This is a genomic window from Streptomyces sp. (genome assembly GCF_019510245.1).
GTDB lineage: Bacteria > Actinomycetota > Actinomycetes > Streptomycetales > Streptomycetaceae > Streptomyces.
On the sequence record NZ_JAEKKT010000134.1, the window covers coordinates 91425 to 113399 of the forward strand.

20 protein-coding genes, 1 tRNA gene and 2 pseudogenes are annotated in these 21975 nt (G+C 72.9%); 11 read left to right on the forward strand and 12 right to left on the reverse strand.

What is annotated here, in order from left to right:
- Positions 1–245 precede the first annotated feature (245 nt).
- Positions 246–3506, forward strand: a complete 3261-nt coding sequence (fdh, locus tag JF597_RS19510) for a formate dehydrogenase (protein ID WP_293996322.1) — start codon at positions 246–248, stop codon at positions 3504–3506.
- On the opposite strand, the gene selD is transcribed toward fdh, so the two are convergent.
- Positions 3507–4526 carry a selenide, water dikinase SelD gene (gene selD / locus JF597_RS19515; protein WP_293996324.1) on the reverse strand — a complete coding sequence of 340 codons (1020 nt, stop codon included), beginning with the start codon at positions 4524–4526 and terminating at the stop codon, positions 3507–3509. It lies immediately after the preceding gene.
- A gap of 34 nt (positions 4527–4560) precedes the next feature.
- Between selD and JF597_RS19520 the strand changes: the two genes are divergently transcribed.
- Positions 4561–4653: transfer RNA gene (locus tag JF597_RS19520), tRNA-Sec, on the forward strand.
- Between the two features lie 143 nt (positions 4654–4796).
- On the opposite strand, the pseudogene JF597_RS19525 reads toward JF597_RS19520, so the two are convergent.
- Positions 4797–5411 (reverse strand): annotated as a pseudogene (locus tag JF597_RS19525) (selenocysteine-specific translation elongation factor); the annotation flags it as partial.
- A 169-nt stretch (positions 5412–5580) separates the two neighbouring features.
- On the opposite strand from JF597_RS19525, the gene JF597_RS19530 reads away from it, so the two are divergent.
- Positions 5581–5928, forward strand: a complete 348-nt coding sequence (locus JF597_RS19530; RefSeq protein ID WP_293996326.1) for a hypothetical protein — start codon at positions 5581–5583, stop codon at positions 5926–5928.
- A gap of 95 nt (positions 5929–6023) precedes the next feature.
- On the opposite strand, the pseudogene JF597_RS19535 reads toward JF597_RS19530, so the two are convergent.
- Together JF597_RS19535 and selA are read right to left on the reverse strand one after the other, a co-directional pair.
- Positions 6024–6491, reverse strand: a pseudogene (locus JF597_RS19535) (GTP-binding protein); the annotation flags it as partial.
- A gap of 10 nt (positions 6492–6501) precedes the next feature.
- Positions 6502–7878: an L-seryl-tRNA(Sec) selenium transferase gene (selA, locus tag JF597_RS19540; RefSeq protein ID WP_293996328.1), complete on the reverse strand. Its 1377-nt coding sequence runs from the start codon at positions 7876–7878 to the stop codon at positions 6502–6504.
- Positions 7879–8115: 237 nt separating this feature from the next.
- Here selA and JF597_RS19545 point away from each other — a divergent pair, with 237 nt between their 5' ends.
- The 4 genes from JF597_RS19545 (at position 8116) to JF597_RS19560 (ending at position 10434) form a co-directional block, all read left to right on the forward strand.
- The gene (locus JF597_RS19545) at positions 8116–8586 is read left to right on the forward strand and encodes an SPW repeat protein (RefSeq protein WP_293996330.1); all 471 of its coding nucleotides are present in this window, start codon (positions 8116–8118) and stop codon (positions 8584–8586) included.
- A 130-nt stretch (positions 8587–8716) separates the two neighbouring features.
- Positions 8717–9220, forward strand: a complete 504-nt coding sequence (locus tag JF597_RS19550; RefSeq protein ID WP_293996332.1) for a DUF5709 domain-containing protein — start codon at positions 8717–8719, stop codon at positions 9218–9220.
- A gap of 114 nt (positions 9221–9334) precedes the next feature.
- A complete protein-coding gene (locus tag JF597_RS19555; RefSeq protein WP_293996334.1) occupies positions 9335–9742 on the forward strand; it encodes a DUF6153 family protein in 408 nt (135 codons plus the stop codon).
- A gap of 83 nt (positions 9743–9825) precedes the next feature.
- Positions 9826–10434: a DUF305 domain-containing protein gene (locus JF597_RS19560; RefSeq protein ID WP_293996336.1), complete on the forward strand. Its 609-nt coding sequence runs from the start codon at positions 9826–9828 to the stop codon at positions 10432–10434.
- Positions 10435–10479: 45 nt separating this feature from the next.
- Here JF597_RS19560 and rocD read toward each other — a convergent pair whose 3' ends face one another.
- The 3 genes from rocD to JF597_RS19575 all read right to left on the reverse strand — a co-directional run bounded on the left by rocD (position 10480) and on the right by JF597_RS19575 (position 13170).
- Positions 10480–11700, reverse strand: a complete 1221-nt coding sequence (rocD, locus tag JF597_RS19565) for an ornithine--oxo-acid transaminase (protein ID WP_293996338.1) — start codon at positions 11698–11700, stop codon at positions 10480–10482.
- A 29-nt stretch (positions 11701–11729) separates the two neighbouring features.
- On the reverse strand, positions 11730–12539 hold the full coding sequence (gene ddaH, locus JF597_RS19570; RefSeq protein ID WP_293996340.1) for a dimethylargininase: 810 nt from the start codon (positions 12537–12539) through the stop codon (positions 11730–11732).
- Between the two features lie 145 nt (positions 12540–12684).
- Positions 12685–13170 carry an Lrp/AsnC family transcriptional regulator gene (locus JF597_RS19575; protein WP_293996342.1) on the reverse strand — a complete coding sequence of 162 codons (486 nt, stop codon included), beginning with the start codon at positions 13168–13170 and terminating at the stop codon, positions 12685–12687.
- Between the two features lie 111 nt (positions 13171–13281).
- Between JF597_RS19575 and JF597_RS19580 the strand changes: the two genes are divergently transcribed.
- The 4 genes from JF597_RS19580 to JF597_RS19595 are packed head-to-tail and all read left to right on the forward strand — an operon-like array spanning position 13282 to position 17315.
- Positions 13282–14031: a LytTR family DNA-binding domain-containing protein gene (locus tag JF597_RS19580; protein ID WP_293996344.1), complete on the forward strand. Its 750-nt coding sequence runs from the start codon at positions 13282–13284 to the stop codon at positions 14029–14031.
- Between the two features lie 2 nt (positions 14032–14033).
- Positions 14034–14402: a hypothetical protein gene (locus tag JF597_RS19585; RefSeq protein WP_293996346.1), complete on the forward strand. Its 369-nt coding sequence runs from the start codon at positions 14034–14036 to the stop codon at positions 14400–14402.
- Positions 14403–14424: 22 nt separating this feature from the next.
- Positions 14425–16137 (forward strand): cation acetate symporter, encoded by a 1713-nt coding sequence (locus tag JF597_RS19590; protein ID WP_293996348.1) that lies wholly within the window; start codon positions 14425–14427, stop codon positions 16135–16137.
- Positions 16134–17315: a histidine kinase gene (locus JF597_RS19595; RefSeq protein ID WP_293996350.1), complete on the forward strand. Its 1182-nt coding sequence runs from the start codon at positions 16134–16136 to the stop codon at positions 17313–17315. Before JF597_RS19590 ends, JF597_RS19595 begins: the two co-directional genes overlap by 4 nt.
- Before the next feature lie 121 nt (positions 17316–17436).
- Here the strand turns inward: JF597_RS19595 and JF597_RS19600 are convergent, their stop codons facing one another.
- The 5 genes from JF597_RS19600 to JF597_RS19620 all read right to left on the reverse strand — a co-directional run bounded on the left by JF597_RS19600 (position 17437) and on the right by JF597_RS19620 (position 21957).
- On the reverse strand, positions 17437–17616 hold the full coding sequence (locus JF597_RS19600) for a hypothetical protein (protein ID WP_293996352.1): 180 nt from the start codon (positions 17614–17616) through the stop codon (positions 17437–17439).
- Positions 17617–17683: 67 nt separating this feature from the next.
- Positions 17684–18634 (reverse strand): cytochrome c oxidase assembly protein, encoded by a 951-nt coding sequence (locus JF597_RS19605; protein ID WP_293996354.1) that lies wholly within the window; start codon positions 18632–18634, stop codon positions 17684–17686.
- A gap of 167 nt (positions 18635–18801) precedes the next feature.
- Complete coding sequence (locus JF597_RS19610; RefSeq protein ID WP_293996356.1) at positions 18802–19848, reverse strand: 6-phosphofructokinase; 1047 nt, start codon at positions 19846–19848, stop codon at positions 18802–18804.
- Positions 19849–19969: 121 nt separating this feature from the next.
- Positions 19970–20698, reverse strand: a complete 729-nt coding sequence (locus JF597_RS19615; RefSeq protein ID WP_293996358.1) for a glutamine amidotransferase — start codon at positions 20696–20698, stop codon at positions 19970–19972.
- A gap of 20 nt (positions 20699–20718) precedes the next feature.
- Positions 20719–21957, reverse strand: coding sequence for a MurT ligase domain-containing protein (locus tag JF597_RS19620; protein WP_046729966.1), 1239 nt, complete (start codon positions 21955–21957; stop codon positions 20719–20721).
- Positions 21958–21975: the final 18 nt, after the last annotated feature.

Genomic DNA, 21975 nt, shown 5'->3' on the forward strand with positions numbered 1-21975 from the left:
CTTCGAGGATGCCGTGTTCGCCCGGCTGCGCGAGAATCTTTCCCAGGAGGAACGCGAACGGCTCGGTGAGTAGGTCGTCCGCGCCTGGCGGCCCGCACCGAGCCCGCCCGCAACCGCACGCCCCGCGGCGCCCGCCGGCGGCCGTCGCCACCGCCGGGACCGCGGTGGCGCAGATGGACCGAGTCCGGGACGCGGCCGGCGGACGCCCCGCCGACCGCCGGGGAACGGAACGGGAGGACTGACCCATGGGCGTACGCACCTGGATCGACTCCTGGCCGGTCTACCGCCAGCTCACCGGCACCGACCCGCTGGGCCGCGGCGCCGCCGCGAAGAGCGCGCGCAGCGGCCGGCTGACCCCCCGCGTGGCGAGCGCGGACCGCGTGGTGAAGTCGGTCTGCCCCTACTGCGCGGTCGGCTGCGGCCAGAACGTCTACGTCGAGAACGGCAAGGTCACCCAGATCGAGGGCGACCCCGACTCGCCGGTCTCCCGCGGCAGGCTCTGCCCGAAGGGCTCGGCCAGCCTCCAGCTCACCACCGGCGACGCCCGCGAGCACCAGGTCCTCTACCGGCGCCCGCACGGCACCGCCTGGGAGCACCTGGACCTCGACACCGCGATGGACATGATCGCCGACCGGGTGATCGAGTCCCGCCGGGCGGGCTGGGAGTGGGAGGTCGACGAGACCCGCACCCGGCGCACCCTCGGCATCGCGAGCCTGGGCGGGGCCACCCTCGACAACGAGGAGAACTACCTGCTGAAGAAGTTGTACACGGCGCTCGGCGCGATCCAGATCGAGAACCAGGCGCGTGTTTGACACTCCTCCACCGTTCCCAGTCTGGGAACCTCGTTCGGACGCGGCGGCGCGACCACCTTCCAGCAGGACCTGCAGCACTCGGACTGCATCGTCGTCCAGGGCTCGAACATGGCCGAGTGCCACCCGGTCGGGTTCCAGTGGGTCATGGAGGCGAAGGCCCGCGGCGCGAAGCTGATCCACGTCGACCCGCGGTTCACCCGCACCAGCGCGCTGGCCGACCTGCACGTACCGCTGCGCGCGGGCACGGACATCGCCTTCCTCGGCGGGATCATCCACTACGTCCTGGAGCAGGAGAAGTACTTCCGGGACTACGTCGTCGCGTACACCAACGCACCCGTGGTCCTCAGCGAGGACTTCCGGGACACCGAGGACCTCGACGGCGTCTTCTCCGGCCTCGACCGCGACAGCCGCTCCTACGACAACAACAGCTGGCAGTACGAGGGCATGGAGGTGCAGGCGGCCTCGGGCCAGCGCGACGAAGAGTACGACAAGCGCACCGACGGCGGCGGCTCGGTCTCCGAGGCCGCGCGCGGCGAGGCGCACGGCTCCGGCGGCGCCGACATCGGCGAGGGCGAACCCGAGCGGGACGAGACGCTCACCCACCCGCGCTGCGTCCTCCAGGTCCTCAGACGGCACTTCGCCCGCTACACACCGGAGACGGTCGAGCAGATCTGCGGGGTCCCGCAGGACGTCTTCCGCCAGGTGTGCGAACTGGTCACCGACAACTCCGGGCGCGACCGCACGACGGCCTTCGCCTACGCGGTCGGCTGGACCCAGCACACGGTCGGCGTGCAGTACATCCGCGCCGCGGCCATCCTGCAGACCCTGCTCGGCAACATCGGCCGGCCCGGCGGCGGCATCCTCGCGCTGCGCGGCCACGCCTCCATCCAGGGCTCCACCGACATCCCCACCCTGTTCAACCTGCTGCCCGGCTACATCCCCATGCCGCACGCCCACCAGAACCAGGACCTGGACGCCTTCGTCGAGGCGGAGGCCGCCCGCAAGGGCTACTGGGGCAACATGCGCGCCTACCTGGTCAGCCTGCTCAAGGCGTACTGGGGCGAGGCGGCCACCCCGGAGAACGACTTCTGCTTCGACTACCTGCCACGCCTGACCGGCTCCCACTCCACCTACGAGACGACCATGGCCCAGCTGGACGGAGTCTGCAGGGGCTACTTCCTGGTCGGCGAGAACCCGGCCGTCGGCAACGCCAACTCCAAGCTGATGCGTCTCGGCATGGCCAACCTGGACTGGCTCGTGGTCCGCGACTTCTCCCTGATCGAGTCGGCCACCTGGTGGCAGGACGGCCCCGAGATCGAGACGGGTGAACTGCGCACCGAGGACATCCGCACCGAGGTCTTCTTCCTGCCGGCCGCGGCGCACACCGAGAAGGACGGCAGCTTCACCAACACCCAGCGCCTGCTCCAGTGGCACCACCAGGCCGTCGAACCGCCCGGGGACTGCCGCAGCGACCTGTGGTTCGCCTTCCACCTCGGCCGCATCATCCGCGAGAAGCTGGCCGGCTCCACCGACCCCATGGACCAGCCGGTGCTCGACCTCGCCTGGGACTACCCCACCAGGGGTGCCCAGGCCGAACCCGACGCGGAGGCGGTCCTGGCCGAGATCAACGGCTACGACGCCGAGGGCAACCCGCTCGCCTCCTACGAGCAGCTCAACGCCGACGGCTCCACCGCCTGCGGGTGCTGGATCTACTGCGGGGTCTACGCCGACGGCGTCAACCAGGCCGCCCGCCGCAAACCCGGCAAGGAACAGAACTGGGTCGCGAACGAATGGGCCTGGGCCTGGCCCGCCAACCGGCGCATCCTCTACAACCGGGCCTCCGCCGACCCGGACGGCAAGCCGTGGAGCGAGCGCAAGGCCCTGGTGTGGTGGGACGAGGAACAGGCGAAGTGGGTCGGCCACGACGTCCCCGACTTCACCGCGGACAAGTCGCCGCAGCACCGCCCGCCGCCCGGCGCGACGGCCGCCGACGCCCTCTCCGGTACCGACCCGTTCATCATGCAGGCCGACGGCAAGGCCTGGCTGTACGTGCCCTCCGGCCTCACCGACGGCCCGCTGCCCACCCACTACGAGCCACAGGACTCGCCGTTCCCGAACCTGCTCTACTGCCAGCAGCGCAACCCGGTACGGCAGCTGCTGCCCTCGAAGCCCGACAACCGCTACCAGCCCAGCGGCACCGAGCCCGGCTCCGAGGTCTTCCCGTACGTGGCCACCACCTACCGGCTCACCGAGCACCACACCGCGGGCGGCATGTCCCGCTGGCAGCCCTATCTGGCCGAACTGCAACCGGAGTTCTTCTGCGAGGTGTCACCCGAACTGGCCGCCGAGCGCGGCCTGGAGCACACCGGCTGGGCGACGATCGTCAGCGCCCGCGGCGTGGTCGAGGCCCGGGTGCTGGTCACCGACCGGATGGCCCCGCTGACCGTGCAGGGCCGCCGCCTCCACCAGGTCGGCCTGCCCTACCACTGGGGCCCGAACGGCTACAGCACCGGCGACGCGGCCAACGAACTGCTGCACCTGTCCCTCGACCCCAACACCCACATCCAGGAGACCAAGGCGTTCGCCGTCGACATCCGCCCCGGCCGGCGTCCGCGCGGCCCCGCCTCGGTGGAGCTGGTGCGCGCCTACCAGGCGCGGGCCGGCATCGACGACCACACGGGCACGGAGCCCTGATCACCTGAGGACGAGCGAGTGGTCCCCGCGGGGCACCAGCTCCCCGATCACCGGCGCCCCCGGGACCTCTCCGGCCACCAGCAGCCCTCCGGAGGTCTGCGCGTCCGCCAGCAGCAGCCGGGTGTCGGTGTCCGTGTCCCCGAAGTCGGTGTACGGCGCCACCCACTCCAGGTTGCGCCGGGTGCCGCCGCTGACGTACCCGTCCCGCACCGCCTCCCGGGCACCCGCCAGGTAGGGCACGGCGGCGGTGTCGAGCACGGCGGTCACGCCCGAGGCGCGGGCCAGCTTGTGCAGATGGCCGAGCAGCCCGAAGCCGGTGACGTCGGTGGCGCAGCTCGCCCCGGCGGCCAGGGCGGCGGCGGACGCGTCCCGGTTCAGAGCCGTCATCGTCGCGATCGCCTGCTCGAACCGCTCGCCGGTCGCCTTGTGCCGGTTGTTCAGCACGCCCACACCGAGCGGCTTGGTCAGCGACAGCGGCAGACCCGGGCGCCCGGTGTCGTTGCGCAGCAGCCGCGCCGGGTCGGCGACACCGGTGACCGCCATGCCGTACTTGGGCTCGGGATCGTCCACGCTGTGCCCGCCGCCGACATGGCACCCGGCCTCGGTGGCCACGTCCAGCCCGCCCCGCAGCACCTCACGGGCGAGCTCGAACGGCAGCCGGTCGCGGGGCCAGCCGAGGAGGTTGACGGCGAGCAGCGGCCGGCCGCCCATCGCGTACACGTCCGAGAGCGCGTTGGCGGCGGCGATGCGCCCCCAGTCGTAGGGGTCGTCGACGACCGGGGTGAAGAAGTCGGCGGTGCACACCACGGCCGTCCCCGCCCGCCCGGGAAGGCCGACCACGGCCGCGTCGTCCCCGGTGGCGAGGCCGACCAGCAGGGGGCTGTCGCCACCGGTGAGCGAGGGCGCGGTCAGTCCGCTGACCACCTCCTCCAGCTCACCGGGCGGAATCTTGCAGGCGCAGCCGCCGCCGTGGGCGAACTGCGTGAGCCGTACGGACGCCTGGCGGGTCGCTGGTGTCATACCGGTCTCCTGGGGAACTAGCGTGACGGTCGGTGGAGGCGTGTGGGTGCCTGGTGGCCCTCCCGGTCTTCAAAACCGAGGTGCCCGAGGATCTCGGGCAGGCGGGTTCGATTCCCGTCCGCCTCCGTCCTCCCGCTCGTGCCCGTGCCGGTCGCGGTCGGACACGGGCCGGACGCTTCCGCCCCCGGCCCCTGCCTGCGGCCGGCTGCACCGGCGCGTGTCGTCCACGCGCTCCGTGTACCCGCGGGCGTCCAGGTACTCCAGCAGCGGTACGGCCACCCGGCGGGTGGTGTCCAGGGCCCGCCGGGCCTCGCTCAGCGTGAACGGCTGCGGGAGCCGTTCGAGTACGGCGGCCGCTCGTGCGTCCGCGCCGGGCGACAGCACGATCCCGTCGGCGATCCGCAGCAGCGCCCCGGCCGCCTCCGCGGCGGCCACCGCCTTGCGGGTGAGACCCAGCTCGGCGAGCCGGCCCGCGTCCGGGGCGCGGAAGGGGGCCTCGGCAAGGTCCCCGCGGACGGCGTCGACGGCCGCCCGGACGGCCGGCGGGAGCGCCGGACGGAGAGCGCCGGGACCGTGCAACCGGCCTTGGCGAAGAGCGAGCCGGGGAGCGGTGGCGGCGAGCGCGTCGACCAGTGAGCGGTCGGGCAGGCCCAGCAGACGGCGGGCGGCCTCCGTCGGCAGGCCGGGGTCCAGGAAGTGCTCCGCTGCGTGCCGTGCCACCGCGTCGGCCAGTTGCTCGCCCAGCCGGGCCCAGTGGCCGGGGTCGGCGACCCAGTCCCCGGCGACGGCCGGCCCGGACGCCGGCACACCCATCGCGAGCAGTTCCGAACGCCGGACCAGCCCGCGCCGGCGCAGCTCCGCCGCCGCGTCCGGAGCGCCGGTCATGGTCGCGAGCTCGGCCGCCCGGGCCCGTCCGGCCCCCCGCCGGGACAGGCGCGGCGGACGGACGTCCAGCACGGTCACGGCACAGGGCACGCGTCGGCCACCCGGTTCGCGCAGCACCGCACGGTCGCCGACGCGCAACGGCAGCTCCCGGCTCAGGGCGAGCCGGGCGGTGTCCTCGCCCAGTGGCCGCACGGTCACCGGGACGGCGGCGGTGCCGATGTGCACGGTGACCGTGCGGGGCAGGTCGGCGACCGGCTCCCCGACGACCCGGACGTCCACGACGCCGGTGCGCAGCCAGCGCTCCGGCGTCAGCAGCACCTCACCCCGCCGCAGCCTGTCCGCCCCGCTCCCGTGCACGTTGACGGCCACCCGCGCCACCCCGGCGACGGCGGAGCGGTCCTCGTGCAGGGACTGCAGCCCACGGATCCGCAGGGACGCCGTGCCGTCGCCCGTCACCAGCCGGTCCCCGACCCGCAGCGTGCCGGCCCCGAGCGTGCCGGTGACCACCGTGCCGTGACCGCGCACGGTGAACGCCCGGTCCAGCCAGAGCCGTACGTCCGCGTCGTCCGGCGGCACGGGCAGGGCGGCCGCCAGCCTCCGCAGCTCGGCGCGGAGTTCGCCGAGCCCGGCGCCGGTCACCGAGCTGACCGCGACGGCGGGGACCGCGCCGAGCGAGGTGGCGGCCATGCGCTCGGCCGCGTCGGCCAGTACCGGTTCCGGGTCGCCCAGGTCGCTGCGGGTCACCGCGAGGACGGCGTGCCGTACGCCGAGGGCGTCCAGGATCGCCAGGTGCTCCTCGGACTGGGGCTGCCAGCCCTGGTCGGCGGCCACCACGAACAGCACCGCGGGGACGGGCCCCACCCCGGCCAGCATGGTCGGCACGAACCTCTCGTGGCCGGGCACGTCCACGAACGCCAGCGGTTCCCCGTCAGGGTCGAGCCGGGTCCACACGAACCCCAGGTCGAGGGTGAGGCCCCGGCGCCGCTCCTCCTCGAAACGGTCCGGTTCCATTCCGGTCAGCGCGCGGACCAGGGCGGACTTGCCGTGGTCGACATGCCCCGCCGTGGCCAGCACCCGCATGTCGCCCGCCCTATCCGCCGGCCGCGGCACGCACCGCTTCGGCCAGACGCACGTCGTCCTGCGCGGGAACCGCCCGCAGGTCCAGCAGACAGCGACCGCCCTCCAGCCGCCCGACGACCGGGATCCGTCCCGTCCGCAGGGCGGCCGCGAACGGCTCCGGCAGGGACAGGGCCGCGCTGGGCAGCGTCACCCCGGGCGCGCCGCCCCCGCCGACCGTCGCTGCGCTCTCGACGGCCCGCACATCGACACCGTCCGCGCCGAGGGAGGCGGCGAGCCGGTCGACGCGGGTGCGCAGCGCGGCGGGGTCGGCGGTCAACGCCTCGGCGGTCGGGGTGGGCGGTCCGGTGAGCGTCGCCTCCAGGGCGGCCAGGGTCAGCTTGTCGACGCGCAGGGCGCGGGCGAGGGGATGCCGGGCGAGGGTGCGGACCAGGCCGGCCTCGCCGAGCAGCAGCCCGCACTGCGGTCCGCCGAGCAGTTTGTCGCCGCTGGCCGTCACCAAGGAGGCACCGGCGCGCAGCTGGGTGGCGGCGTCCGGCTCCCCGGGCAGCAGCGGATGAGGCGCCGGCAGACCGGAGCCGATGTCGACGACGACCGGCACGCCCAGACCCGCGAGCTGGTCCACCCCCGCGGCACGGGTGAAGCCGGTGATACGGAAGTTGGACGGATGCACCTTCAGCACGAAACCCGTGTCCGGCCCGATGGCGGCCGCGTAGTCCTCGGCGGTGGTGCGGTTGGTGGTGCCGACCTCGCGCAGCCGGGCCCCCGTGGCGGCCAGCAGGTCGGGCAGCCGGAAGCCGTCGCCGATCTCCACCATCTCGCCCCGGCTGATCACGATCTCGCGGCCGGCGGCGAGCGCGGTGGCCGCCAGCACCAATGCGGCGGCACCGTTGTTGACGACGTGCACGGCCCCGGCGTCGGGCACCCGGTCCTGCAGCGCCCGCAGTGCCGTGCGCCCGCGCCGGGCCCGCACCCCGGTGGCCAGGTCCAGTTCCACGTCGGTCGGCCCGGCGGCCTCGGCCACCGCGCGCCGGGCCGCCGCCGACAGCGGCGCCCGGCCCAGGTTGGTGTGGAGCAGCACCCCGGTGGCGTTGATCACGGCGCGCAGTCCGCAGGCGGTGTCCGGCAGCAGGGCCAGCGCCTCGTCGGCCACGGCTTCGGGTTCAGGCGGGATCCGCCCCGTCCGCGCCCCCTCCTGCGCCCGGCGGACGGCGGCCTTGACGGCGGACGCGCCCAGCCGCGCGGCCGCCTCGGCCAGCCGTGGATCACGCAGCAGCACATCGGTGCGCGGCACCCGGCGCCGTGCGTCGGTGTCCGGTCCGGCCGGACCGGACACCGACTGCCGGGAACGGTGCGTACGCGTCTGCCGCGCTGTGCCCCTCGCGTCCATGCGGTCCCTGTCTCTCCCGCCCGCCCAGGCCTGTTCGAGCGGGCCCATCGTGTTCCAGTGCCCCCGAACCGGAGAGCCGACACGCCTGGTCGGACGGGTGAACCGAGAAGACCGTGCCGGTACCCCGATCACGCCGAGATGTGACCTTTATCACCCAATTTGCCCGGATTGTCGGGTACCCGGAACGCGTCCTCGGAACAGCCCGAGGAACCCGTCTCGCTTTCGAGGTGAAAGAAAATGACCACATCTCCGAGGCCGTCCATGGAGACGCATCCGGACATCGTGGAGATGCGCATGCGTCATGAGATGGCCGAGCGTGCGACGAGCACCGCTCAGGGGCAGGCCGTCGGAACGCTGGCGTTCCTCACCGGCATCTACCTGGCGGCCTCCCCGTGGATCACCGGCTTCAGCGGCCTGTCCACCCTCGCCGTCACCAACCTGATCGTCGGCATCGCCTACGCCCTGGCGATGAGCGGGGGGTTCGGCCGGGCCTACGAGCGGACCCACAGCATGGCGTGGTGCGCCTGTCTGCTGGGCGTGTGGACGATCATCTCGCCGTGGGCGGTCGCCGGCCCCGTGAACACGACCAAGACCATCGTCAACAACGTCGTCACCGGCGTGGTGGCGCTCGTCCTGGCCCTTGCGGCCAGCGCGACCGCCCGCGCGGCGGAGGCCTCGACCCTCAGGCGGGGCATGGCGGCTCGGTAGACCGCCGTCCGCGGGCACCGGACCGGGTGATGGACCGCTCCCGGACGTCCCACCGGGAACGAGGCATGACCCGACCGGTGTCCGGTACTCCGGGAAGGGCACCCGCCCGTGATCGGAAGGAGGCCCGGACATGACCGACGAGAACATGGCTGACGACGCCTATCAGCCCGTCGGCGGCAACGAGGAGCAGGAGGACGCCGCGCCCCTGGACCTTCAGGACGCGCTCGACGAGCGCACCTACGACGACATGCTCGACGAGGGCTACTCGCCTCCGGAGAAACCGCTGGGCGTGACCCGGACCGGGACGACCGCCCACGAACAGCGCGCGGGCGAGTCCCTCGACGAGCGGCTCGGCCAGGAGGTCCCGGACGTGGCGGCGCCCGAGGGCGACGGTGTCGGAGACCTGCCCGGGGGCGAGGGCGAGCCGTACGACGCCGAGACCGGCGACCGCCGCGCCGGCCGCCTGGTGGCGCCGGACGAAGGCGTACGCTCCGACACCACCAAGGAAGCGGTCGCCGAGGACGCGGGAGTGGACGGCGGCGCGGCGGGCGCGGAGGAGGCCGCGGTCCACGTCCTCCCGGACGAGACCCTCCCGCCCGGCGACGACGGTGACGGCGACGCCGGCGGCAGGTGACCGGCGCCGGACCGTCGGCGGAACCGGCGACGCCGGCCCCTCCCCGGCCTCCGACCCCACGTCATTCCCTTGCCGGTACCGGTTCGCTCTCAGGCGCCCCATAGGATGGCCCCGATGCGCCACCCCACCGAGCAGCCCGCCCCGCGACCGCCGCACCGGCGGTGGCGCGCCCTGCTCGTGCTAGGCCTGCTGGCCGGGCTGTTCGGCATGCACGCGCTGGCACCCGGCGGTCTCATGGGCGTGCACGGCGGGCCCGAGCAGCCCGTCTCCCGCGCGGCGGTCACGGCCACCGCGTACGACGGCTGCTCCGGCGGCGGCCACTGCGGCGGCGGCCACGCGCACCACGCCGACGCGACCTGCGCCTCCGGTGCGGTGAGCGGCGGACGGGCGCTGCCCACGCCGGTCCCCGACCCGGTCCCCGTCCGCCCGGCCGCCTGCCAGGCGGCGTCCCGCCCCGCCACGGCCCCGGACGGTGCGCGAGCACCCCCCGACCTGGCCGAACTCCAGCTCCTGCGGATCTAGAGGCACCCGAGCCGGCCGTGCGCGTCCAGCGCAGCGGCCGTGCTCCCGCGTGCCCGGCTCACACCATTCGCAGGAGTTCCAGCATGACCGTTACGCGTACCCGTGCCGTCCTCGTCGCGCTCACCGCGACCGCCACCCTCGCCCTCACCGCGTGCGGCGGCGACGACGGCGCCGACACCGCACACGCGTCCCACTCGGCGGCGGCCTCCGCCACCGCCTCCGCCGGTGCGCACAACGCGCAGGACGTGGCCTTCGCGCAGACCATGATCCCGCACCACCAGCAGGCCCTGGAGATGGCCTCCCTCGCCGCCGACCGCGCCTCCTCCGCCCAGGTGAAGGACCTCGCCGCCCGGATCGAGAAGGCCCAGGACCCGGAGATCAACACCATGACCGGCTGGCTGAAGGCCTGGGGCGAGGACGTGCCCATGGCCGGCATGGACCACAGCGGCCACGCCGGCATGGCCGGGATGATGTCCGACAAGGACATGACCATGCTGAAGCAGGCCAAGGGGAAGGACTTCGACACGATGTTCCTGACCATGATGGTCCAGCACCACCAAGGCGCCGTGGAGATGGCCGGAACCGAGAAGGCCAAGGGCGACTACGGCCCGGCCACCAGCATGGCCGACTCCGTCGTCACCGCGCAGAACGCCGAGATCAAGGAGATGAACAAGCTCCTCGGCAAGGGCTGAGCACAGACGGCGGCGGCCGCGCCCACCGGCGCGGCCGCCGTCCGCTCAGGCCGCCAGCACCTTCTCCAACGCCCCCAGCGCCGACCGCAGTTCCTCCGCCGTGACGGTCAGCGGCGGCGCCAGCCGGATCGTGGAGCCGTGGGTGTCCTTGACCAGGACGCCCTCGCGCATCAGGCGCTCGCCGATCTCCCGCCCGGTACCGATCGCCGGGTCCACGTCGACGCCCGCCCACAGCCCGCGCGAGCGGAAGCCGACCACGCCGTTGCCGACGAGCTCCGTCAGGCCGTCCCGCAGGACCACGCCCAGCTCGGCGGCCCGGCGCTGGAAGTCGCCGCTCTCCAGCAACTCGACCACCGCCGCGCCGACCGCCGCCGCGAGCGGATTGCCGCCGAACGTCGAGCCGTGCTCGCCGGGGTGCAGCACCCCGAGCACCTCCCGCCGGGCGACCACCGCCGACACCGGCACGATCCCGCCGCCCAGCGCCTTGCCGAGCAGCAGCACGTCCGGCACCACGTCCTCGTGGTCGACGGCGAGGGTGCGGCCGGTGCGGCCGAGGCCGGACTGGATCTCGTCGGCGACGAACAGGCAGCCCTTGCGGCGGGTCAGCTCCCGGACCCCGGTCAGGTAGCCGTCGTCGGGGATGAGTACCCCCGCCTCGCCCTGGATGGGCTCGATCAGCACGGCCGCCGTGGTCTCGTCGACCGCGGCCTCCAGCGCGGCCAGGTCGTTGTACGGCACGATCCGGAAACCCGGCGTGAACGGGCCGAAGCCCGCGCGGGCCGTCTCGTCCGTGGAGAAGCTCACGATCGTCGTCGTACGGCCGTGGAAGTTGTCCGCGGCGACGACGATCGTGGCCCGGTCGGCCGGGACGCCCTTCACGTCGTACGCCCATTTGCGGGCCACCTTGATGCCGGACTCGACCGCCTCGGCGCCGGTGTTCATCGGCAGCACCATGTCCAGGCCGGTCAACTCGGCCAGCCGCTCGGCGAATTCGGCGAGCCGGTCGTTGTGGAAGGCGCGCGAGGTGAGGGTGAGACGGTCCAGCTGGCGGTGCGCGGCCTCGATCAGCGCCGGGTGGCGGTGGCCGAAGTTGAGAGCCGAGTAGCCGGCCAGCATGTCGAGGTACCGGCGGCCCTCGACGTCCTCCACCCAGGTGCCCTCGGCGCGGGCGACGACGACGGGCAGCGGGTGGTAGTTGTGCGCGAGGACCGGGCCCTCCGCCTCGATCAGCTCGGCGGAGGTGCGTGCGCGTGCGGGTGCGGTCATCAGGGGGATCTCCTGGTCCTCGGCGGATGTCAGCGGATTTCCTGGGTGCAGCACTTGATGCCGCCGCCTGCCTTGTGGAACTCCGACAGGTCGACGGGGACGGGCTCGTAGCCCTGGTCGGCGAGCCGGGCGGCGAGCGCCTCGGCCTGCGGCGCGATGAAGACGTGGCGGCCGTCGGACACCGAGTTCAGGCCCCACGCGAGCGCGTCGTCGCGGGTGGCCAGGACCGCCTCCGGGAACAGCCGGTGGAGCACCTCGCGGCTGCCGGGGGAGAAGGCCTCGGGGTAGTAGACGATGTTGTCCTCGTCGAGGACGAACAGCGCGGTGTCCAGGTGGTAGAAGTAAGGGTCCACCAGGGTCAGGCTGATCACCGGGTGCCCGAAGAACTCCTGGGCCTCGCGATGCGCCTCGCGGGTGGTGCGGAACCCGGTGCCGGCGAGCAGGTAGCGGCCCGTCCAGACCAGGTCGCCCTCGCCCTCGACCACCGAGCCAGGGCGGTACACGTCGTAGCCGGCGGTCTTGAACCAGAGGTCGTAGTGGGAGGACTCGGGGCGCCGCTCGGGCGCGTGGAAGAGCGAGCCGAAGACGCGGCCGCCGACGACGACCGCCGAGTTCGCGGCGAACACCATGTCGGGCAGGCCGGGGACCGGCTCCAGCCGGTCGATGCTGTGGCCATGGGTGCGGTAGGCGCTGATCAGCGCGGTCCACTGCTCCTGGGCCAGGTCGACGTCGACCCTGGTGTCGGGGTTCATCCAGGGATTGATCGCGTACTGCACGGCGAAATGTCTGGGTTCGCAGACAAGGAAGCGCCTGAGGCGCGGCACACGGCTCTCGGACACAGAGGGGTTCCTCCGCTTTCCCGCGGTGTCGACTGGGGGTTGACACCAAGGTAGAAAGCGTCGGATACGGACGACAAGCAACAGATGTTGCGCGCCTGCGCAGGAACGCTGCGTCTCCGGTCATACAAACGCAGCATCGGTGCGTTTACTCCGGAACGGGGTGCGTGGCCCCGGCCTCCGGGCTCTCCGGCAGCAGATGCGACAGCACCATCACACTGATCGTCTTCCGGATGAACGGCTCGACCCGGATCCGTTCCAGTACCTCCTCGAAGTGGTCCACGTCCCGGGCCCGCACGTGCAGCAGCGCGTCCGCGCCGCCGGTCACCGTCATGGCCGCGGTGATCTCCGGATGGTTGCGCACCACCTCCGCGAGCCGCCGGGGCGGGGCCGCGCCCTCGCAGTACACCTCGACGTACGCCTCCGTGCGCCAGCCGAGGGTCGCCGGGGTGACGGTGGCCGTGAACCCGGTGATCACGCCGGTCTCGCGCAGCCGGTCGACCCGGCGCTTCACGGCCGTCGCGGAGAGCCCGACGGCCGCGCCGATCTCGGCGAAACTGGTCCGCGCGTTCGCCATCAGCGCGGTGGTGATCTTCCGGTCGAGATCGTCGAAGGGGGCGGTGCCGCTGTTCATGCCCGCACTGTAACCACGGGCGAAGACACTTCGGGGACACCACGTCATCCGGCGCGGACGTCCACGTCCGGTACATGTCCAGCGCCGCGTTCCGCCGCCTACACTCCGTTCATGCTGCGCGCCCTCGCCGTCGACGACGAACTCCCCTCGCTGGAGGAGCTGCTCTACTTGCTCAACGCCGATCCGCGCATCGGCAGCGTCGAGGGCGCCGGGGACGCCACCGAGGCGCTGCGCCGCATCACCCGCGCCCTGGAGTCCGGCCCCGAGGGCCCCGAGGCCATCGACGTCGTCTTCCTCGACGTCCAGATGCCCGGCCTGGACGGCCTGGACCTGGCCCGGCTGCTCACCGGCTTCGCCCGGCCCCCGCTGGTCGTCTTCGTCACCGCCCACGAGGACTTCGCGGTAAGGGCCTTCGACCTCAAGGCGGTCGACTACGTCCTGAAGCCGGTACGCAAGGAACGCCTCGCGGAGGCGGTACGCCGGGCCGCCGAACTGCGCGGCGCCGCACCCCGGATACCCGTGCACGAACCCGACCCCGACCACATACCCGTCGAACTCGGCGGCGTGACACGGTTCGTGGCGGTCGACGACATCACACACGTCGAGGCCCAGGGCGACTACGCCCGCCTGCACACCGAGCGCGGCAGCCACCTGGTCCGCATCCCGCTGTCCACCCTGGAGGACCGCTGGCGCTCCCGCGGCTTCGTCCGCATCCACCGCCGCCACCTCGTCGCCCTCCGCCACGTCGGCGAACTCCGCCTGGACGCGGGCACGGTGAGCGTCCTGGTCGGCACCGAGGAGCTCCAGGTCAGCCGGCGGCACGCCCGCGAGCTGCGGGACCTGCTGATGAGGAGGGCCTGACGATGCCCGCCGACCCCGCCGAGCGCCGGGTCACCGTCACCGGCCCGCCCCGCCGCAGCCGCCGTACCTCCGGCTACTACCGGCCGCGCACCGAGATCGACGAGCAGACCACTCTCGGCCACACCTACGTGCGCTCCCTCATGCGCAGCCAACTGCGCGTCGCACTCGTCGTGTTCGCGGTCCTGGCGCTGCTCGTCGGCCCGCTGCCGCTGGTCTTCGCCGCCGCCCCCGAGGTGCGCCGCCTGGAGTGGCTGGTGCTCGGCTTCTGCCTCTACGCCCCGCTGATCCTGCTCGCCCGCTGGTACGTGCGCCGCGCCGAACGCAACGAGGAGGACTTCGTCCGTCTCGTCGAGGACCGATGGGACCGATGAACTCCAGCCCCGGCCGGACCGGATGAACTCCAGCTACGCCGTCCCGGCCGTCGCCCTCGTGGTCGTCGCGACCGTGCTCGTCGGCGCCTTCGGCCTGCGCATCTCCCGGACCACCTCCGACTTCTACGTCGCCTCACGCACCGTCGGCCCCCGCCTCAACGCGGCGGCGATCAGCGGCGAGTACCTCTCCGCCGCCTCCTTCCTGGGCATCGCGGGCCTGGTCCTCGTCCAGGGCCCCGACATGCTCTGGTACCCGGTCGGCTACACCGCCGGCTACCTCGTCCTCCTCCTGTTCGTCGCCGCCCCGCTGCGCCGCTCCGGCGCCTACACCCTCCCCGACTTCGCCGAGGCCCGGCTCGCCTCGCGGACCGTACGGCGGCTGGCCGGGGCGTTCGTCGTGGGCGTCGGCTGGCTCTACCTGCTGCCCCAGCTCCAGGGCGCCGGACTGACGCTGGCGGTCCTCACCGGGGCCCCCGACGCCCTCGGCGGACTCATCGTCGCCGTCGTCGTGGTGGCCACGGTGGCCGCCGGCGGCATGCGCAGCATCACCTTCGTCCAGGCCTTCCAGTACTGGCTCAAGCTCACCGCCCTGCTCGTCCCCGCCCTCTTCCTCGTCCTCGCCTGGCAGCGCGCCGGCGCCCCCGTCCACGCCTTCGACGAACCGGCCGCCTTCCGCACCCAGCGCGTCGTGGACGTCCAGGACGGCCTCTCCCTGCGGATCGACCGCCCCCTCACGGTCACCGTCTCCGGCACGGTCGACGGCCACCCGCTCCGGGACACCCGGGTCACCCTCCGCGAAGGCACCCACCGCATCACCGCCGGCACCCGCCTGACCTTCGCCCAGGGCACCCGCGTCCCCGCCACCGGCCGGGGCACCAACGGCGGCATGTCCACCTCGCTCGCCGAGAGCCGCGAGGAACGCCCGCTGTACGCCACGTACGGCCTGATCCTCGCCACCTTCCTCGGCACCATGGGCCTGCCGCACGTCGTCGTCCGCTTCTACACCAGCCCGCACGGCGTCGCCGCCCGCCGCACCACGGTCGCCGTGCTGGCCCTGATCGGCCTCTTCTACCTCCTGCCGCCCGTCTACGGCGCCCTCGGCCGCCTCTACACCCCCGAGCTCACCCTCACCGGGGAGACGGACGCCGCCGTCCTGCTGCTGCCCGACCGGGTCGTCGGCGGCCTCGGCGGCGACCTGCTCGGCGCGCTGGTGGCGGGCGGCGCCTTCGCCGCGTTCCTCTCCACCGCCTCCGGCCTCACCATGGCCGTCGCCGGAGTCCTCACCCAGGACGTCCTCCCCTCCCGGGGAGTACGGCACTTCCGGCTCGGGACCGTCCTCGCCATGGCCGTACCGCTCGCCGCCGGCGTGCTGGTCGGCGGTCTGCCCGTCGCCGACGCCGTCGGACTGGCCTTCGCCGTGTCCGCCTCCTCCTTCTGCCCGCTGCTGGTCCTCGGCATCTGGTGGCGCCGGCTCACCCCGCCCGGTGCCGCCGCCGGGATGCTGGCCGGGGGCGGCTCGGCCTTCTGCGCGGTGGCCGCGACGATGGCCGACCTCCCCGGCACCGGGGGCCTGCACGCCCTGCTGGCATGGCCCGCCCTCTGGTCGGTCCCGCTGGGCTTCCTCACCATGATCCTGGTCTCCCTGGCGACCCCGGGCCGGATACCGCCCGGCACGGCCGCGATCCTGGCCCGCTTCCACCTGCCCGAAGAGCTGCGCGCGGAGGTCAAGGCGTGACCGGGTTCCTGGCGGGCCTCCTCGTGGCGGTCCTCCCGCTCCTCGCCGCCGGCTTCTGGCTCGGCCGCCGCACCGCACGCCCCGAGAGCCTCGGCGGCCTCGGCACCCCCGTCGAGCACGCCACCTTCGAGACCCTGCACACCGCCTCCCTGGCCGCGCCCCCGCTGCGCGCGGGCCTGACCGAGGAGACCGCCCGCCGCTCGGCCCGCCGGCTGCGCACCCTGCTCGGCACCGACGCGCTCTGCCTCACCGACCACGAGAACCTGCTGGTCTGGGACGGCGTCGGCGACCATCACCGCCCCGAGATCATGGAACGGCTCGCCGGGCCGCTCGAGTCGGGCCGCGGCGAGGCCTTCCCGCTGCACTGCGAGATCCCCGACTGCCCGGTCCGCTGGGCCGTGGTCACCCCGCTCACCGTCGACGACCGCGTCCACGGCACCCTGGTCGCCTGCGCCCCCCGCGAGTCCGCCGTCCTGGTCCGGGCGGCCGGCGAGGTCGCCCGCTGGGTCAGCGTCCAGCTGGAGCTGGCCGACCTCGACCGCTCCCGCACCCGCCTCATCGAGGCCGAGATCCGCGCCCTGCGCGCCCAGATCTCCCCGCACTTCATCTTCAACTCGCTCGCGGTGATCGCCTCGTTCGTCCGCACCGACCCCGAGCGCGCCCGGGAGCTCCTCCTGGAGTTCGCCGACTTCACCCGCTACTCGTTCCGCAGGCACGGCGACTTCACCACCCTCGCCGACGAACTGCACGCCATCGACCACTACCTGGCGCTGGTCCGGGCCCGCTTCGGTGACCGCCTCACGGTCACGCTCCAGATCGCCCCCGAGGTGCTCCCGGTCACCCTGCCCTTCCTCTGCCTCCAGCCGCTCGTGGAGAACGCCGTCAAACACGGCCTGGAGGGCAAGACCGGCACCTGCCACATCCAGATCACCGCGCAGGACGCGGGCGCCGAGGCCCTGGTCGTCATCGAGGACGACGGCGCCGGCATGGACCCGGTCCTGTTGCGCAGCATCCTCGCGGGCGAGACGAGCCCCTCCGGGGGGATCGGGCTCTCCAACGTCGACGACCGGCTCCGCCAGGTGTACGGGGACGACCACGGGCTGGTCATCGAGACGGCGCCCGGGGCGGGGATGAAGATCACCGCGCGGTTGCCGAAGTACCAGCCCGGGGTGCACTAGCGGTGCGTGGTGCGCCGTTGTCGGCTGCGGCGGTGTGGCGGCCGGTCGCAGTTCCTCCCCCAGCCTTCGGCCGGGGGTACCCCAGCGCCCCTATGGGGCGCGCCGTACGGGGCCGGGGTGTTCAGTTGCTCTGGGTGACCACCATCGCCAGGGTCAGCAGGCCCAGGACCACCCAGCCGAACCAGAGCCAGCCGTTGCTGCCGAGGGCCACCGTGTAGGCCGTCACCACGACGAGGCCGCCGACGGTGAGCACCCCCATCGCCTTGGTGGCACCGTTCGAGCCGTTCGCAGAACCGGGCATCGCGACACCCTCCTCATGGTCCGACTGCCTCCATGGTGCCCCGGTTCTGCTTCTTGTGGGGAGCCCGTCAGCCCTTGCGTGCGTTCAGCGAGGCCAGATAGGCGTTGTACGCCTCCAGCTCCTTGTCGCCGTCCCGGTCGGCGGCGCGGTCCAGGCGCCGGGCCTGACGCTGCTCGGAGTTGTACCACTGGAACAGCAGGGCGATCAGCACCAGTACGGACGGGATCTCACTGAACGCCCAGGCGATCCCGCCGGCCGCGTTCTGGTCGGAGAGCGCGTCGATGCCGAGCGAGGCGGGCGGATGCTTGAAGGTCTCGACCATCGGCTCCGACGCCATCATCAACGCGATGCCGAAGAACGCGTGGAACGGCATGCCCGCGAACAGTTCCAGCATGCGCATGAGATACCCCGGCCGGTGCGGGCCCGGGTCCACGCCGATGATCGGCCAGAAGAAGACGACACCGACGGCGAGGAAGTGCACCATCATCGCGACGTGCCCGGCCTTCGAGCCCATCAGGAAGTCGAACAGCGGGGTGAAGTAGAGCGCGTACAGGCTCGCGATGAACAGCGGGATCGTGAAGGCGGGGTGGGTGATGATCCGCATGTACCGGCTGTGCAGCAGGGCCAGCAGCAGCTCACGCGGCCCCTTCCGCCCCTTCCCGGCAACGGGCAGCGCGCGCAGCGCGAGCGTCATCGGCGCGCCCAGCAGGACGAAGATCGGCGACAGCATGCTGATGACCATGTGCTGCACCATGTGCACGCTGAACATGACCATCCCGTAGTCGTTCAGCTTGGTGCACATGACGAGCATGATCGTCAGCACACCGACGACGAACGACACCGTGCGCCCCACGGACCACGCGTCCCCGCGCCGCCGCAGCCGCACCACACCCCACCCGTACAGCGCGAGCCCCGCGAGGCACGCGACGAGAAAGAAGGGATCCGCCGACCACTCCAGCCCGCGCCCCAGCGTGAACGGCGGCAGATCCATCGTCATGCCGTGCCCGCTGTGATCCATCCGGCGGCTCCTGATTCGTGGGGGGTTGTGCACTTCTTGCCGACCCCAGAGTAGAACCGCCCCCGACCGCACTTGCGACCGGGGCGAGTGTCCCTACCTCCAGGGGCGCGAGCAACCACGCACGGTCCGCACCCGGCGACGAATCAGTACCTCCTGCGGCGCTGCCCCTAAAGCACCGTCTCCGCCTCGTCGTACCGCCCGGAGGGAACCGTCTTCAACGTCTCCACGGCCTCCGCCAGCGGCACCATCACGATGTCCGTCCCCCGCAGCGCGGTCATGTGACCGAACTCTCCGCGGTGCACGGCCTCCACCGCGTGCCACCCGAACCGCGTCGCCAGGACACGGTCGTACGCCGTCGGCGTGCCACCCCGCTGCACGTGCCCGAGGATGACCGGCCGCGCCTCCTTGCCGAGCCGCTGCTCCAGCTCGATGGAGAGCTGCCGGGCGATCCCGGCGAACCGCTCGTGGCCGTAGATGTCCTTGCCGCCCTCGTCGAAGGCCATCGTCCCCGCCTTCGGCTTGGCCCCCTCCGCCGCGACGACGATCGCGAACCGCTTGCCCGCCTCGAACCGCTCGCCGACCCGGCGGGCCAACTCCTCGATGTCGAAGGGGCGTTCCGGTACGACGATGGCGTGGGCGCCGGCCGCCATGCCGGAGTGCAGGGCGATCCAGCCGGTGTGCCGGCCCATGACCTCCACGACCAGCACCCGCTGGTGGGACTCCGCGGTGGTCTTCAGCCGGTCGAGGGCCTCGGTGGCGACCCCCACGGCCGTGTCGAAGCCGAAGGTCACGTCGGTGACGGCGATGTCGTTGTCGATGGTCTTCGGGACGCCGACGATCGGCAGACCGGCGTCGGACATCAGCCGGGCCGCCTTCAGCGTGCCCTCACCGCCGATCGGGATGATCGCGTCGAGGCCGAGCTCGGCGACATGGCCCCTGGCGCGCTCCACGCCGTCCCGCAGGTGCGAGGGCTGGACCCGGGACGATCCGAGGATGGTGCCGCCGCGGGCCAGGATGCCGGCCACGGCGTCGAGGTCGAGCTTGAGGTAGTCGCACTCCAGGAGGCCCTTCCAGCCGTCCCGGAAACCGATGACCTCGTCGCCGTGGTCGGCGACGGCACGGTGCACGACGGACCGGATGACGGCGTTCAGGCCGGGGCAGTCGCAACCTTCTCCACGTGGGCCTGGGACCGGACCACGCTGTCCGGCTGACATCGCCGTCACCCTACCCGCGCAAGGGGGTCGTTCCGTACCCGGCGTCCGCCTGCTGGACGTGCCCGCACATGTGAGCGGACACCCTGTCAGGCGGGCCCGGAATCGTCCGTTCCGACGCAGCTCAGGCGGGCTGCTGGGCGGCCGCGATGCGCTCGCTGCGGAGCGCCTCGTACCAGCGGTCGTCGATCGGCGGCAGCGCGTTCACGTCGAGCGCCAGCTTCAGCAGCAGGTCCGCGATGAGCGGGTTGCGGGCGAGGACCGGCCCGTGCATGTAGGTGCCGAAGACGGTGTCGTTGTACGCGCCCTCCGTACCGTCCCCGGTGCCGTTGCCCTTGCCCAGCTGGACCCGGGCGAAGGGGCGGGCGGTGGGGCCGAGCTGGGTGACGCCCTGGTGGTTCTCGAAACCGGTGAGCGGGGGCAGCCCGAGGCGCGGGTCGATGTCGGCGAGGACGTCGCCGACGCAGCGCTCGCCGGTGCCGCGCACGGTCGTCACGTCGAGCAGGCCGAGGCCGGGCTCGCGCTGTCCGAGGTCGTTGATGAACTCGTGCCCGAGGATCTGGTAGCCGGCGCAGACGGAGAACACGATCGCGCCGTTCTCCACCGCCCGGTACAGGTGCCCGTCGCGGCGCAGCCGCTCGGCGGCGAGCCGCTGCGGACGGTCCTCGCCGCCGCCGATCAGGTAGATGTCCCCGGAGGTCGGGATCGGCTGGTCGCTGCGCACGTCGAGCCGGGCCACGTCGAGACCGCGCTGCCGGGCCCGGCGCTCCACGACGAGCGCGTTGCCCTGGTCGCCGTAGGTGCTGAGCAGGTCGGGGTAGATCCACACCAGCCGCAGTTGGTTGTCGCTCATGAACTGTTCGTCCTTCGTGGTCAGTTGCCGACGCGGCGGCGCAGGTCCTGGAACGCCGTGTAGTTCGCGATGACCTCGATCCGGCCCGGCGGGCACATCTGGACGGCCTGGTCGAGGGAGTCGCAGACCTGGAAGTGCTGGTTCGCGACCTCCAGCCGCACCGCGAGGTCCAGCTTGCGGTCGCCGAGCACGAAGATCGGGTGGCCGGTCAGGCGCGTGTAGTCCACGTCCCACAGCCAGGACGTGTCGGTGCCGTCGGCGCCGCGGGCGTTGACCGAGAGGATCACCGGCGCCGGCGGCGGGTCGATCAGCGAGAACGTCTCCAGCCAGCCGGCCGGGTTCTTGGCGAGCAGCAGACGCAGGTCGCGCCCCTGGAACTGCACGACGTCGTAGCGTCCCGCGACGGCCTGTACCTGGTACATCCGCTCCAGGGCGACCTGCGGCGGCACCCCGAAGACGGCGGCGACGGCGGCCGACGAGGCGGCGTTCGCCTTGTTGGCACGTCCCGGCAGTTGCAGGTGGATCGGCCAGGCGGACCCGTGCGGGTCGAGCACGTGGTCCCCGGAGAGCACCCAGCTCGGCGTCGGCCGCCGGAACCCGCACTCACCGCAGAACCAGTCGTCGCCGGGCCGCTGCATCACGCCGCCGCAGGACGGGCAGGACCAGGCGTCGTCCTTCCACATCTGCCCGGCGGCGACCCAGACCACGTTCGGGGAGGAGGACGCGGCCCAGACCACCAGCGGGTCGTCGCAGTTCGCCACGATGACGGCCTTCGACCCGGCCAGCCCCTCCCGCCAGTTCTCGGCGAGCATGCGGGTCTCGGCGGCGCGGTCGAGCTGGTCCCGGGAGAGGTTGAGCAGGGCGATGCACTTCGGGTCGGTGTCCCGGGCCACCCCGGCCAGGTACTTCTCGTCGACCTCGATCACACCGAACTTGGACTCCGAGCCGCCCGCCAGGGCCGAGGTGATACCGGCCGGCATGTTGGCGCCCAGCGCGTTGGAGACGACCGGCCCCGCGGCCTTCAGGGCCTCGGCGATCAGCCTGGTGGTCGTCGTCTTGCCGTTCGTCGCCGAGACGAGGGTCACGTCCAGGTTCTGGGCGAGCCGGGCGAGTAGGTCGGGGTCGAGTTTGAGCGCCACCCGGCCACCGATCACGGATCCGCTGCCGCGCCCCGCCGCCCGGGACGCCGCCGCGACCGCCTTGCCCGCGGTCACGGCCAGCTTGGCCCGCGGCGTGAGCGGGTCCGAGTTGCCTGCCATCAGTTCTCGATCCTCCTT